The organism is Bradyrhizobium sp. LTSP885, assembly GCF_000938305.1.
GTDB lineage: Bacteria > Pseudomonadota > Alphaproteobacteria > Rhizobiales > Xanthobacteraceae > Bradyrhizobium.
Genome location: NZ_JYMT01000038.1, coordinates 239931 through 254076, shown reverse-complemented (window position 1 = coordinate 254076; position 14146 = coordinate 239931). Strand labels below are relative to the sequence as shown.

Below are 14146 nucleotides of genomic sequence, written 5' to 3'. Positions count from 1 at the left end.
GGCGATGACACCGTCTTTTTGGCTCGAATCTGTTACCAACTTCTCCATGACCGCACCTGAAGCCACCTCAGACGCGTCCGCCAAGCCCGCCCCACCGCCCACCTCCTGGCGCGACAGCTTCGCGGTATACCTTCAGCCGCGCGTGCTGATCGTGCTGCTGCTCGGCTTCTCCTCGGGCCTGCCGCTGGCGCTGTCGGGCTCGACGCTGCAGGTGTGGATGAAGGAGGCCGGTGTCGACCTCGGCACCATCGGACTGCTGGCGCTGATCGGCACGCCCTATACGCTGAAATTCCTGTGGGCGCCGCTGGTCGATGCCATGCATGTGCCGCTGTTCACGCAGCGGTTTGGGCGCCGCCGCGGCTGGCTGGTATTCTCGCAGCTGCTGCTGATCGCAGCGATCCTCGTACTTGCCGTGTCCAACCCCGCAGAATCGCCGTGGTTCGCGGCCTTCGCCGCGCTGCTGGTTGCGACCGCCTCGTCGACGCAGGACATCGTGGTCGACGCCTTCCGTGTCGAGAGCCTGCCCGAAAGCGAGCAGGCCGCAGGCATGGCGTCCTACGTCGCGGCCTACCGCATCGGGATGCTGGTCTCGACCGCCGGCACGCTGTTCATTGTCGCCGGCTTCGAGTCGACGGGCCTGGCACGCTCGTCGGCCTGGATGTGGGGCTATGTGGTGATGGCCGCACTGATCCTGATCGGCACGGTCACCGCGCTCGCCGCGACCGAGCCTGCGCAATCCAAAAGCGCCGAGGCGGCCACGCATGCGCAGACCGCGGCCGAACGCGTGCTGCTGGCGGCGGCCGGCGCGTTCTCGGAATTTCTGACCCGCAAGAACGCGTTCGCCGCACTGGCCTTCGTGGTGCTGTTCAAATTCACCGACGCGTTTTCCGGCACCATGACCGCGCCGTTCGTGATCGATATCGGCTTTTCCAAGGTCGACTACGCCGCGATCGTGAAGGGCGTTGGGCTTGCCGCGACCCTGATCGGCGGCTTTGCCGGCGGCTTCGTGGCGCGGCGCTATTCGCTCGCATCCAGCCTGTGGATCGGCGGCGTGCTGCAGGCGCTCGCCAATCTGTCGTTCTCCTGGCTCGCGCATGTCGGCGTCAACCAATGGGCACTGGCGCTCGCGATCACGGCGGAAAACTTCACCAGTGCGATTGGCACCGTGATCTTCGTCGCCTACCTCTCGGCGCTATGCCGCAATCCGCTGCACACCGCGACTCAATATGCGCTGCTGACCGCGCTGGCGGCGGTCGGCCGCACCTATCTGTCATCGGGCGCGGGCTATGTGGCGAAAGCCGTGGGCTGGCCGGCCTTCTTCGTGATCTGCGTGCTGGTCGCGATCCCGAGCCTGATCCTGCTCGTCTGGCTGCAACGCCGCGGACATTTTGATGAGTTGGGACCGGTGAGGGTTTAGCCAGGCTCCCGTAGCCCGGATGGAGCGCAGCGCAATCCGGGACAGCACCATCCGCGGTGGGAGCGGCCCCGGATTTCGCTGCGCTCCATCCGGGCTACAGGCTGAGTTCAATCGAAAGGCCGCGGCGTACTGGGTCGCCCGGTCCATGTGCGCAATTGCGCACAGGCCGGGCGATGACACCGCGATGTAGGCACTTACTTCGTTACCACGGTCCACTTGGTGACGACGGCTTCGCTCATCTGGCCGGCGTCCTGTGCGCAGGCGACCTCGTCGACCTTCACCGCGATCTCCTTGCCGGCAAGGCTCCTGAGCTGCGTGGCCTGGCTCTCGCTGGTCGGGACGAGCTGGAAGGTTTCCGGACCGGTCTCGAGGTTGCAGAGGCCGTTCGGCGGCGGCAGGCGGCGCGGCTCGCTGGTGATCTGATAGGTCGGGACGCGCTTGCCCGCCTTTTTGGGATCACGCACGCGCATGGTGTTGAGTTCCCCCGACAGCACGTCACCGATCTTGATCAGCTTGCCGGCCTTCTGCGGCGCTACGTCCTGCTGCGCGCGTACGCCAGGCGCGGCCAACGCCAACGCCAGAATCGCAAAGCCCAGAATCGCAAAGTTCTGGCGTACGCCGAATCGGTGTGTCGTCATGTCGAGTGATTCCGTATCTGATATCGTTAGCGCGCGATTGACCCGTCCCCGAATCGCGATTCCACCCTATCACATTGTTTAAGCAAGGCCTTTTCAGAGTGCCGCGGTCATCCAATGGTTCCGCGGCCCTCCGGTCTTTCGAATGTGCTTCTAGAGCCTTTTCCGTTCCGATTGAATCGGAACGGGGCTCTAGATTCTTGTTTTGACGCGTTTTCCCAGCGCGAACCGGTATCCACTTCGCTTGAAAACGCTCTAGAACAGCGTGCGCTGTCGCATGGCAGCGGATAGCGTACCTTCGTCGAGGTAATCAAGCTCACCGCCGACGGGGACGCCATGCGCCAGCCGCGTCACCCGGACGTTGGCTTCCGACAGCAAGTCGGTGATGTAATGCGCCGTGGTCTGGCCATCGACGGTGGCGTTGAGCGCCAGGATGATCTCGTTGACCTCGGGCGCATGTGCGCGCGCCACCAGCGCATCAATGGTCAGATCCTGCGGACCGATGCCGTCGAGCGGCGACAGCGTCGCGCCCAGCACGTGATAGCGGCCATTGGTCGCGTTGGCGCGTTCCAGCGCCCAGAGATCGGCGACATCGGCGACCACGACGATGATCGAGGGATCGCGGCGCGGATCGATGCACACCGTGCAGGGATTCTGCGTATCGATGTTGCCGCAGGTCTTGCAGACCTGGATCTTGTCGATCGCCACCTGCAGCGCCGACGTCAGCGGCGTCATCAGCGCTTCGCGCTTCTTGATCAGATGCAGCGCCGCACGCCGCGCCGAGCGCGGACCGAGCCCCGGCAACCGCGCCAGCAGCTGGATCAGGCGTTCAATCTCGGGGCCGGCAACGCTTGCAGCCATTTAGGTGAGACCGAGTCCCGGCGGCAGGCCGAGGCCGCCGGTCAGCGCCGACATCTTCTCCTGCATCGCGGCCTCGGCCTTGCGGCGGGCATCGCCAAGCGCAGTGACGAGCAGATCCTCGAGCACCTCGCGCTCCTCCGGCTTCATCAGCGACGGATCGATCTTGACGCCCTTCACTTCCATCTTCGCGGTCATCCGCACCGCGACGAGCCCGCCGCCGGAACTGCCCTCGACTTCGACATTGCCGAGCTCTTCCTGCATCGCCTGCATCTTGGATTGCAGTTGCGCTGCTTGTTTCATCATGCCGAGGAAATCAGCCATAGGTTCGTCCTTGGGTGCGTTCTTGCGTGCGTCTATGTGAGCGGATCAATCGTCGTCGCTGTCGGAAGGTTCAACGGAGTCTTCGCCGGTCAGATCGGAGTCCGGCGGCTCGGCCGCAAGCCGGCGCACTTCGACCACCCGCGTGCCGGGAAAACGCGCCAGCACCTCCTGCACGCGAGGATCGGCTTCGGCCGTGCGCTGGTGCTCGCTGCGCGCCAGTTCGTTCTGCGAGCGCACCGTCGGCTGGCCGGCGGCGTTGGAGATGATCACGGTCCAGCGCCGCCCGGTCCATAGTTCGAGCTTGCGCGACAAATCCGTGACGATGCTGCGCGCGGCCTTCGGCTCGAGCGCGATCTCGAGCTGGCCGTCCTCGATGCGGACCAGCCGCACATCGGCCTCCAGCGCGCTCTTGGTCAGCACGTCGCGCTTCTCGCCGGCGAGCGCGATCAGTTGCGGAAAGCTCGTGATCCGCAGCGCCGGCGCCGAATCGGCGGCCGGCGCCACCATTTGCGGTCGCGGCGCGAGATCGGCGCGCGGCGCCCCCTGCGGTGCGCGCAACGGCGCGGACGGCATCGCAGATATCGCCGAGGTCGGCGCGCCGCGGGACGGTGCTGAAGCGCCCGAGGTCGCGGGCGCGGCACCACCGCCATTCTGCTCGATCATCCGGATCGCTTCGTCCGGCGTCGGCAGGTCGGCGACATAGGCGATCCGCACCAGCACCATTTCGGCGGCGGCCGCCGGGCGCGTCGCGGTCTGCACCTCGGTGATGCCCTTGAGCAGCATCTGCCACATCCGCGACAGCACCCGCATCGACAATTTCGCCGCGAATTCGCGGGCGCGCACCCGCTCGGTCTCGCCGAACGCGACGTTGTCAGCCGTCGCCGGCACGACCTTCACGCGGGTGACGAAATTGACGAACTCGGCCAAATCGGACAGCACCACGATCGGATCGGCGCCGACATCGTACTGCGCCCGGAATTCGGCGAAGGCGCTGGCGAGATCGCCGCGCGCCAGCGAATCGAAAAGATCGATCACACGAGTTCGATCGGCCAGACCGAGCATCTGCCTGACCGCATCGGCCTTCACATCGCCGGCAGCATGGGCGATCGCCTGGTCGAACAGCGACAGCGAATCACGCACTGATCCTTCGGCGGCGCGCGCGATGATGCCGAGCGCCTCGGGTTCGACCTTGACGCCTTCGTTGGTCGCGATGTTGCCGAGATGCTTCATCAGCACGTCGGCTTCCACGCGGCGCAGGTCAAAACGCTGGCAGCGCGACAGCACCGTGACGGGCACTTTACGGATTTCGGTGGTGGCGAAGACGAACTTGGCGTGCTCCGGCGGCTCCTCCAGCGTCTTCAGGAAGGCGTTGAAGGCCGCCGTCGACAGCATGTGGACTTCGTCGATGATGTAGACCTTGTAGCGCGCGCTGGACGGCGCGTAGCGGACGCTGTCGTTGATCTGGCGGACGTCGTCGACACCGGTGTGGGAGGCGGCGTCCATCTCCAGCACGTCCATGTGCCGGCTTTCCATGATCGCCTGGCAGTGCACGCCGAGGTCGGGCATATGGATGGTCGGCCCCTTCACCGAGCCGTCCGGCTTCTCGTAGTTGAGCGCCCGGGCGAGGATGCGCGCGGTGGTGGTCTTGCCGACCCCGCGGACGCCGGTCAGGATCCAGGCCTGCGGAATACGGCCGGTCTCGAACGCGTTCGAGACCGTGCGCACCATGGCCTCCTGGCCGATCAGGTGCTCGAAGCTGGAGGGGCGGTATTTGCGGGCGAGGACGCGGTAGGGCTTGGTGGCATCAGGTGCCCCGCCGAGGTCGAAACCGCTCTGGCCTGCGCCGTCGGGCTGATGGGAGGGGTCGCCAGCGTCGTTCATGCGTCGATCCGCACTTGGATGGTCTCTTGGCAGCCGGCTTGCGGATAAGAGCCGAAATCAAACGCCGGGCGCGGACACCGCCATTCCAGCGCGATTCGCTCGGAAAAACAGGTAGGAGACTGACGAACGACCCGATCCGGACCTCGTTAGGGCTGCTTCCTTCCGGACCTGACCCGGTTGGCGAGTGGCTCGTCCACCGCCAATCTCCCGATCCCTATTTGGGGCCAAAAGAGCCGGAAAGCAAGCGGCCTGACTCAGGTTAGCGGGTTGGGTTTGTGGGACTTGTAAGGGAACACGGAAAGGCATTACTTGCCCGTCATGCCCGCCTCCAATTGGACGCTGCATTCGCAGCTCAAGAAAGACACCATCGACATCGGCGATTTGCCGCTGAGCAAGGTGCTGGTCATCAAGGACGCGCATTATCCGTGGCTCCTGCTGGTGCCACGGCGCGACAACGCGGTCGAGATTATCGACCTCGACGAGGTCGAGCAGGCGCAGCTGATGACGGAGGTGTCCCGCGTTGCGCGAGCCCTCAAAGAGATCACCAAATGCGACAAGCTGAATATCGCAGCCCTCGGCAATCTGGTCCCGCAGCTTCACGTCCACGTCATAGCCCGCCGAACCAGCGATGCTGCATGGCCGCGTCCCGTCTGGGGCGTGATGCCGCCGCTGGCGCATGACGCCGAGGAAGTGCAAAATTTCATCAGCGCGCTTCGCCGCAAGATCTGGTTGGGTTGAAATTCTCTGGTTGGGTTGAAATTCATGTCCGCATTCGATTCCTTTCCGCTCGGGCAACCGGCCTTCGTGACACATGTGCTGGATCGTGCGGCGCATCTGCGCAGCAATGACGAGAAACTGTTCGCGCTCGAAGGCCACCGCGAGGCCCGCGCCTATGTGGTCTACCGCGACTCGCTGGTGGTGAAGCAGGAGGATGGCGGCGCCCGCGCGCTGCTTTCGCTCGACGAGGCCCGTGGCTTCGGCGCCAATCCCGGCACGATCTTCTTAGGTCTGCGCGATAGCGCGCCGGTGTTCGGCATGGGCATCGCCCCGCAGGCGGCGGAAAAGCTGGTCGGCCGCAGCGACGTCGCCGTCAACGAACTGCGCGGCATGGCGATGCAGGGCGCGGTGCCGCCCGAGCAGCTTTCGGCGATCGCGATGGCGAAGTCGATGGTGAGCTGGCATCAGCGTCACGGCTTCTGCGCCAATTGCGGCACGCGTACCGCGATGAAGGACGGCGGCTGGAAGCGCGAATGCCCGAGCTGCAAGGCCGAGCATTTTCCGCGCACCGATCCGGTCGTGATCATGCTGGTCACCCATGGCGACAAGGTGCTGATGGGCCGCCAGAAGCAGTTCCTGCCCGGCATGTACTCTTGTCTTGCCGGCTTCGTCGAAGCCGCCGAGACCATCGAGGACGCGGTACGCCGCGAGATTCTCGAGGAATCGGGAATCCGCTGCACCGACGTCAAGTACTACATGACGCAGCCTTGGCCCTATCCGTCTTCGCTGATGATCGGCTGCACCGCGCGCGCGACCAATGAGGACATCGTGGTCGACCGCACCGAACTGGAGGACGCCCGCTGGTTCGACCGCGCGGAGGCGACATTGATGCTCAAGCGGCAGCATCCGGACGGCCTCGCCGGCCCGCATCCGTTTGCGATCGCCCATCATTTGCTTGGGCAATGGGTGCATGGCGGAGACGCCTCGGGCAAATAATGGGAACCGGACATGGCGCTGTCGATTAACCCGGGCTATCCGTTCCGCATGTCGGCGGAACCGTCATGACGGACTCGCGAATGAATTTTCAGACCGGCGCCCCGAAGATCCCGCCCCGCATCCTCTGCATCGGGCTGCCGGTGCGCGACTTGACCTTCCGCGTCAACGTCCCGGCGCGCGGCTCCAAGGAGAACGCGACCCATTTCGACGAGATCTGCGGCGGCAACGCGCTGAACGCGGCGATCGGCATCGCCCGACTGGGCGGCCGCGCCTCGATCTGTGGGCCAATGGGCGATTCCCGGGAAACCTCGAGCCGCTTCATCTTCGACAAGATGGCGGAAGAGGGCATCGAGACCCACCATCTCATCCACATGCCGGACCTGGTCACGCCGATCTCGGCCATCATGATCGACGACACCGGTGAGCGCACCATCGTCACCTTCCGCGATCCGGAGCTCTGGAAGGTCAAGCTGCCGCCGACCGAGCTGCTGCTGGAGGACTGCGCGGCGATCCTGACCGAGAGCCGCTGCGCGCCGTTCTGTACTGAGCTGTGCGCCGAGGCCGTCAAGCGCGGCATTCCCGTGGTCGTCGACGTCGACCGCGCGATGTCGATGCGGGAAGGGCTGCTCACCGCCTCCTCGCACCTGGTGTTCTCCAGCGAGCCGCTGCAGGAGACCGCCGACGTCACCGACGACGGCCAGGCGCTGCACAAGCTCGCCAAGCTCACCCCGTCCTTCCTGGCGGGCACGCGCGGGCCCAAGGGCACGATCTGGCTCAACGAGCAGGGCGGGTTCGAGGAGACCCCCGCCTTCCCGGTCCATACCGTCGACACACTCGGGGCCGGCGACGTCTTCCACGGGGCATTCGCGCTTGCTGTCACCGAGGGACAGGAGCTGCGGCAGGCGCTGCGATTCGCCTCGGCCGCCGCAGCGCTGAAATGCACCCGCTTCGGGGGCGCCTATGCTGCGCCGCAACGTACTGAAGTTGAAGCGTTTTTGGGCCAGCACGCGGACGTGCGGCCGGCCTAGGCGATCAGGAACCGCTTGCGCGAGAAGATTTTTCTATATATGAGAGATATCAACCTCTCATATGGAACTTTCTTCTATGTCCGACGTCGCCATCCAGCTTCACGACAATAACCGCCGCCTCGACGCCATCGATCGCAAGATCCTGACCGTGCTGCAGGAGGACGCCTCGCTGTCCGTCGCCGAGATCGGCGACCGGGTCGGGCTGTCGTCGACGCCGTGCTGGAAGCGGATCCAGCGGCTGGAAGCCGACGGTGTGATCCTGCGCCGGGTGGCGCTGGTCGACCAGAACAAGATCGGGCTCGGGATTTCCGTGTTCGTCTCGGTCGAGAGCGCCGACCATTCCGAAGCCTGGCTGCGCAAATTCGCCGACGCCGTCAGCGCCATGCCCGAGGTGATGGAGTTCTACCGGATGGCCGGCGATGTCGACTACATGCTGCGCGTCGTCTGCGCCGACATGGCAAGCTATGACATCTTCTACAAGAAGCTGATCTCGGCGGTGCCGCTGAAGAACGTCACCTCGCGCTTCGCGATGGAGAAGATCAAGTCGGTCACCGCGCTGCCGGTACCGGCGGCGTAATAAGGACGGCGCAACCGCCAATCCACTCAGCTGTCATCGCCCGGCTCGACCGGGCGACCCAGTATTCCAGAGACAGTCGTTATCGATCGAGAGGCCGCGGCGTACTGGATACCCCGCATACGCGGGGTATGACAGCAACCGGCGTGGCGACGCCGCTCAGATCTTCTGATTGTACTCGCCGACCTCGGGATGGGTGCGCAGCACCGAATCCATCGCCTCGAACATGTCGTGCATGCGCTGCTCGCTGACCGGGCTTTCGACCACCACCACCAGTTCGGGCTTGTTCGACGACGCGCGCACCAGGCCCCAGCTGCCGTCCTCGGCCGTGACCCGCACGCCGTTGACGGTGACGAGATCGCGGATCGGTTGGCCCGCGACCTTGCCGCCCTGCTGCTGCAGCGTCTCGAAATGCTTCACCACGGAATCGACGACGCCATATTTCGTCTCGTCGGCGCAATGCGGCGACATCGTCGGCGACGACCAGGTCTTCGGCAACGCGTTCTTCAAATCGGCCATCGACTTGCCCGACGCGCGGTCGAGCATCTCGCAGATCGCGATCGCCGAGACCAGCCCGTCGTCATAGCCGCGGCCGAACGGCTTGTTGAAGAAGAAGTGGCCGGATTTCTCGAAGCCAGCGAGCGCGCCGAGTTCGTTGGTGCGGCGCTTCATGTAGGAATGGCCGGTCTTCCAGTAGACGGTCTTGGCGCCCTGCTTCTGCAGCACCGGGTCCGTCACGAACAGCCCCGTCGACTTCACGTCGACGACGAACTGCGCGTCCTTGTGGATCGCCGACATGTCGCGCGCCAGCATCACGCCGACCTTGTCGGCGAAGATCTCCTCGCCGGTGTTGTCGACCACGCCGCAGCGGTCGCCGTCGCCGTCGAAGCCGAGGCCGACATCGGCCTTGTGTTCCAGCACCGCATCGCGGATCGCGTGCAGCATTTCCATGTCTTCGGGATTCGGATTGTATTTCGGGAAGGTGTAATCGAGGTTGGTGTCGAGCGGGATCACCTCGCAGCCGATCGCCTCCATCACCTGCGGCGCGAAGGCGCCCGCGGTGCCGTTACCGCAGGCGACCACGACCTTCAGCTTGCGCTTCAGCTTCGGCCGGTTGGTGAGGTCGGCGATGTAGCGCGCCGGATAATTCTCGTGGAATTGGTAGGAGCCGCCGGCCTTGTTGTTGAACTCGGCGTTGAGCACGATCTGCTTCAGCCGCGTCATCTCGTCGGGACCGAAGGTGAGCGGACGGTTGGCGCCCATCTTCACGCCGGTCCAGCCATTGTCGTTATGCGACGCCGTGACCATCGCAACGCAGGGCACATCGAGATCGAATTGCGCGAAGTACGACATCGGCGTGACGGCGAGCCCGATGTCATGCACCTTGCAGCCCGCCGCCATCAGGCCCGAGATCAGCGCATATTTGATCGAGGCCGAATAGCCGCGGAAATCATGGCCGGTGACGATCTCCTGCTTGACGCCGAGTTCTGCGATCAGCGCGCCGAGCCCCATGCCCAGCGCCTGCACGCCCATCAGGTTGATTTCCTTGTTGAACAGCCAGCGCGCGTCATATTCGCGAAACCCGGTCGGCTTCACCATCGGTTCGGATTCGAAGGCATAGGTATTCGGAACCAGCGCGGATTTCGGCTTGGGAAACATAGATCAGCCTTATGGTCGGGTGCGGAAGGGCATCGCTGCAGCCTTAGCGAATGCGCAGGCCGAGCGAAAGACGAGACTAGTGGCTGGGTGGCCGATAATTGCGGCAGAATTGGCGGTGACCACGCGAGATGCGGCCGCATCTATCTGATCAGACGCGCGATCTCCTGTTCGACGACGGTTCTCAAGGGCGGCAAGGCGCGCTCAACCGTGTCCCATACGAACTGCGCGGCAACATCCTCACAGTCATGCCGATAGACATTCCCGGCGCCGGCCATCTGCTTCCACGCAATTGCAGGATATCGCGCCTTGAGGTCGGCCGGCGAACGCCGCGATGCTTCCGAGATGATTTCCAGACAGCGCGTCACCGCATAGACGGAGCGAATGTCAGCCTTGAACGTCTGACGATCGAAGCCTTCTACAAACTTCGTCGCCAAGTCGATGTGATGCAGGATATCGCGAAGCGCACCGTCAGCGCGATCAGAAGGCATAGACGGCATCGGCCGTTGCTGCGGGCCGAACGTGCGATTTCAAGGGTGTCACGATTGACCACATCGACGGGCCTATCGAAGAGGCCCGCGATGTACTCCTTGAGACCGACGTAGTCGAAAACCGTCAGGTGCGCGTCCGGATCGATTTCGATCATGATGTCGATATCGCTGTCCGAGCGGCTATCGCCCCGCGCGACCGAGCCGAACAGGGCAGCATGCGCGACCCCACGATCGCGCAGGGCCTGCTCGGAACGCCGGAGTGTGTCGATCGCATCGGAGCTGTTCATGGACTCAATATAACACGTAGCGGCCGCAACCGGGAGGGGCTGCCGCAGCGCGAATCGGGCCTTACTGCTCCAGCACCAGTTTGCCGTTGGCGTATTCGAAACGCTTCAGCTTCGACAGGAAAGACAGGCCGAGCAGGTTTTCGGAGAGCGCTTCATCCGGCAGCACCAGGGCGTCGACGTCGCGCACGATCAGGCCGCCGAGTTCGATCATGGCGATGTGGGTGCGCGCGGCCTTGACGGTGCCGTTGGCTGTGGTGACGCGCGAGGTGTAATCGCCCGGCGTCGGGCGCACGCCGAAACGCGCGGCGGCCGTCTCGTTCAGCGCAACCAGCGAGGCGCCGGTGTCGACCATGAACTCGATGCGCTGGCCGTCGATGCGGCCGTCGGTCGCGAAATGACCGCGGGGGTCTTGCGGAATGCTCACGGTACGGGCGCTGGCCTGCGCCACCGTCACGGCAGGGACCACAGGCTTCTGCGCCGTGGTCGCGGAGGCGGGCGTCATTTTGCTGGCGACCTGAGCCATGAACGTGCCCAGCCCGATCATGATGGCCGCGAAAATCATCAGGTTACGCATGACGCCACACTCGGAGACCGAAGACGCAATTTGACCACGCCGCACGCCCCGCGGCGAGCGATGCCGCGGGCACGAGCCTGCCATTTTGACGAAAAGGATGAGCGAAGAGTTAATGCCGGCCGCCCGAAGGGCCGAACAGCATCAGCCCATTTGCAGGCGCTTGCCAGCGCAACCGGTCAGGTCCCGCGTGGTTTGACCCGCCTGGTCGGCGTCGCGGTGGCGGGATCCTCGGGCCAGGGGTGGCGCGGATAACGACCGCGCAGGTCGGAGCGCACCGCAGCATAACTGCCGCGCCAAAAACCCGGCAAATCGCGCGTCACCTGCACCGGCCGCTGCGCCGGCGACAGCAGTTCCAGCACCAGCGGCACCGCGCCCTTGGCAATTGCCGGATGGGTGTTGAGCCCGAACAGCTCCTGCAAACGCACCGCGATGGTCGGCCCCTGCTCGGCCTCGTAGTCGATCGCAAGCTGGGTGCCGGTCGGCGCCTCGAAATGCGTCGGCGCCTCGCGATCGAGCCGCGCCCGCAGCTCCCACGGCAACAGCGACGTCAGCGCATCTGATAGCTCCCCGGCGGAGAGGTCCTTCAGCGCGGTCTTGTCGTAGAGGGCAGGCACCAGCCAGTCGTCGGCCCGCGCCGCAAGCGCGGCGTCGGACAGATCGGGCCAGCTTTCGCCCTCGGCCTTACGCAGGAACATGGCGCGGTCGCGCCATTGCTTGGAATGCTTCGACCACGGCAGCCGGTCGAGGCCCACGGCAATCAAGCCGTTGGCGAAGACACGTGCCGTTTCGGCCGATGGCGATAGCGACATCGGCGCCTCCGAGAGCGTGATCGCGTGCAGCGAGCGCTTGCGGCGGGCGCGTAGCGCCATCGCGCCGCGGTCGAACGACACCTCTTCGGCATTCTCGATCTGGTCGGCGAAACGCTGCTCGATCTCGTCCTGCGTGATCGGCGCGGCCAGCAGAATACGGCCGTTCGCGGCCGTACCGGTCAGTTCGGCGACCGCGATATAGGGCGCACGCGCCAGCGCCGAAGTCTGCTCGACGGCTGCGCCGCGGCCATTGGCGAGCACAAAGCTGCCATTGCCGCGGTTCTTCGCGACGCGGTCCGGAAAGGCGAAAGCCAGCATCACGCCGGTGGAGAGATCCGTCTGCTCAGCCCCGCGCGCGTTGACCTGTGAGACCCAGCGCTGCGCCATGCTGCGCGCGCTCGACGCACGCTGCGAGCGGTCGCGACGAAATTGATCAAGCCGGTAATCCAGATCGGCGCTGTCGCCGCCGAGCCCGCGCTCGCTGAGGATAGCCGCGATTTCGGCCGCATCCTCGGCTGCGCCGAAGCGTGCCGAATCCACGATCATCCGCGCCAGCCGCGGCGGCAGCGCCAGCGCGCGCAGGCTTTTGCCTTCCGCGGTGATGCGGCCGTCACCATCGAGCGCGCCGAGTTCACTCAGCAGCGACCTGGCCTCCTTCAGCGCCGGCGCCGGCGGCGGATCGAGGAAGGCAAGGCTCGCGGGATCGCTGACGCCCCATTGCGCGAGGTCGAGCACCAGCGACGACAGATCGGCGGAGAGGATTTCAGGGCTCGTGTAGGCCGGGAGCGACGCCGTCTGCGGCTCGTCCCAGAGCCGGTAGCACACCCCGGGCTCGGTGCGGCCGGCGCGGCCGCGCCGCTGGTCGACTGCCGCGCGCGAGGCCCGCACGGTCTCGAGCCGGGTCAGCGCAATATCAGGCTCGTAGCGCGGCACCCGCGCCAGGCCGCAATCCACCACGATGCGGACGCCCTCGATGGTCAGTGAGGTCTCGGCGATCGATGTCGCCAGCACCACTTTGCGAATCCCCTTCGGCGCCGGCGCGATCGCACGATCCTGCACGCTGGCATCGAGCGCGCCGAACAACGGCACGATCTCGACCGAGGCGTCCTGCACACGCTCGGCGAGGAAATTCTGGGTGCGGCGGATTTCGGCGGCACCCGGCAGGAACGCCAGCACCGAGCCGGCATCGGCGCGCAGCGCGGTCGCGATCACATCCGCCATCTGCCGCTCCAGCGGCGCATCCATCTTGCGGCCGAGATAGCGGGTCTCGACCGGAAAGGCGCGGCCTTCGCTCGCCACGACCGGCGCATCACCGAGCAGCTTGCCTACCCGCGCGCCGTCGAGCGTTGCCGACATCACCAGGATGCGCAGATCCTCGCGCAATCCGGTCTGCGCGTCACGTGCCAGCGCCAGCCCCAAATCAGCGTCGAGCGAACGCTCGTGGAATTCGTCGAACAGCACCGCAGCCACGCCGTTGAGTTCGGGATCATCGAGGATCTGCCGCGAGAAGATACCCTCGGTGACGACCTCGATCCGCGTCGCGCGCGATATCTTGGACCCGAAGCGGACGCGATAGCCGACGGTCTCGCCGGCACGCTCGCCAAGCGTCTTCGCCATCCGCTCGGCGCTGGCGCGCGCGGCGATGCGGCGCGGCTCCAGCACGATGATCTTCTTGCCCCTGGCCCAGGGCGCATCGAGCAGCGCCAGCGGCACCCGCGTGGTCTTGCCAGCGCCCGGCGGCGCGACCAGCACCGCAGCGTTATGTTTGGCGAGCGTGCGATCGAGTTCATCGAGCACGGCATCGATCGGCAGCGGGCTATCGAATTGGCGGGGCAATATTGATCCGGTGTGGCCTGTATTTTCCCTCTCCCCGCTTGCGGGGAGAGGGTCAGGGTGAGG

The 14146-nt window shown here is 65.3% G+C and carries 14 protein-coding genes and 1 other RNA gene; 5 read left to right on the top strand and 10 right to left on the bottom strand.

The genetic code is table 11. From position 1 onward, the window contains the following. Window positions 1-46: 46 nt before the first annotated feature. Window positions 47-1417, top strand: a complete 1371-nt coding sequence (locus tag UP09_RS24965) for an AmpG family muropeptide MFS transporter (protein ID WP_044540940.1) — start codon at window positions 47-49, stop codon at window positions 1415-1417. Between the two features lie 194 nt (window positions 1418-1611). Here the strand turns inward: UP09_RS24965 and UP09_RS24960 are convergent, their stop codons facing one another. From UP09_RS24960 to ffs, 5 genes are all read right to left on the bottom strand, one after another. Then, on the bottom strand, window positions 1612-2055 hold the full coding sequence (locus tag UP09_RS24960) for a hypothetical protein (protein WP_245302186.1): 444 nt from the start codon (window positions 2053-2055) through the stop codon (window positions 1612-1614). Between the two features lie 252 nt (window positions 2056-2307). Next, window positions 2308-2913: a recombination mediator RecR gene (gene recR, locus UP09_RS24955; RefSeq protein WP_044540939.1), complete on the bottom strand. Its 606-nt coding sequence runs from the start codon at window positions 2911-2913 to the stop codon at window positions 2308-2310. After that, window positions 2914-3234, bottom strand: coding sequence for a YbaB/EbfC family nucleoid-associated protein (locus UP09_RS24950; protein WP_044540938.1), 321 nt, complete (start codon window positions 3232-3234; stop codon window positions 2914-2916). Window positions 3235-3279: 45 nt separating this feature from the next. After that, complete coding sequence (locus tag UP09_RS24945; protein ID WP_044540937.1) at window positions 3280-5115, bottom strand: DNA polymerase III subunit gamma/tau; 1836 nt, start codon at window positions 5113-5115, stop codon at window positions 3280-3282. A gap of 111 nt (window positions 5116-5226) precedes the next feature. Then, window positions 5227-5323, bottom strand: an RNA gene (ffs, locus tag UP09_RS36630) — signal recognition particle sRNA small type. 110 nt (window positions 5324-5433) lie between these two features. Between ffs and UP09_RS24940 the strand changes: the two genes are divergently transcribed. The 4 genes from UP09_RS24940 to UP09_RS24925 all read left to right on the top strand — a co-directional run bounded on the left by UP09_RS24940 (window position 5434) and on the right by UP09_RS24925 (window position 8433). Further along, entirely contained in the window at window positions 5434-5853 is a 420-nt protein-coding gene (locus UP09_RS24940) for an HIT domain-containing protein (RefSeq protein WP_044540936.1), read from the top strand. 24 nt (window positions 5854-5877) lie between these two features. Beyond that, window positions 5878-6828 carry an NAD(+) diphosphatase gene (gene nudC, locus UP09_RS24935; protein WP_044540935.1) on the top strand — a complete coding sequence of 317 codons (951 nt, stop codon included), beginning with the start codon at window positions 5878-5880 and terminating at the stop codon, window positions 6826-6828. Between the two features lie 80 nt (window positions 6829-6908). Continuing rightward, window positions 6909-7856 (top strand): sugar kinase, encoded by a 948-nt coding sequence (locus tag UP09_RS24930; RefSeq protein WP_044540934.1) that lies wholly within the window; start codon window positions 6909-6911, stop codon window positions 7854-7856. 76 nt (window positions 7857-7932) lie between these two features. Beyond that, window positions 7933-8433, top strand: coding sequence for an Lrp/AsnC family transcriptional regulator (locus UP09_RS24925; RefSeq protein WP_044540933.1), 501 nt, complete (start codon window positions 7933-7935; stop codon window positions 8431-8433). A gap of 156 nt (window positions 8434-8589) precedes the next feature. Here UP09_RS24925 and UP09_RS24920 read toward each other — a convergent pair whose 3' ends face one another. The 5 genes from UP09_RS24920 to hrpB form a co-directional block, all read right to left on the bottom strand. Continuing rightward, entirely contained in the window at window positions 8590-10089 is a 1500-nt protein-coding gene (locus UP09_RS24920; protein WP_044540932.1) for a phosphomannomutase/phosphoglucomutase, read from the bottom strand. Window positions 10090-10229: 140 nt separating this feature from the next. After that, window positions 10230-10523: a HepT-like ribonuclease domain-containing protein gene (locus UP09_RS24915; RefSeq protein ID WP_245302208.1), complete on the bottom strand. Its 294-nt coding sequence runs from the start codon at window positions 10521-10523 to the stop codon at window positions 10230-10232. Continuing rightward, a complete protein-coding gene (locus UP09_RS24910) occupies window positions 10505-10864 on the bottom strand; it encodes a nucleotidyltransferase family protein (protein WP_349643929.1) in 360 nt (119 codons plus the stop codon). The genes UP09_RS24915 and UP09_RS24910 overlap by 19 nt, the downstream gene beginning before the upstream one ends. Window positions 10865-10925: 61 nt before the next feature. Then, a complete protein-coding gene (locus UP09_RS24905; protein ID WP_044540930.1) occupies window positions 10926-11438 on the bottom strand; it encodes a TIGR02281 family clan AA aspartic protease in 513 nt (170 codons plus the stop codon). Between the two features lie 176 nt (window positions 11439-11614). After that, window positions 11615-14083, bottom strand: a complete 2469-nt coding sequence (hrpB, locus tag UP09_RS24900) for an ATP-dependent helicase HrpB (protein ID WP_044540928.1) — start codon at window positions 14081-14083, stop codon at window positions 11615-11617. Window positions 14084-14146: the final 63 nt, after the last annotated feature.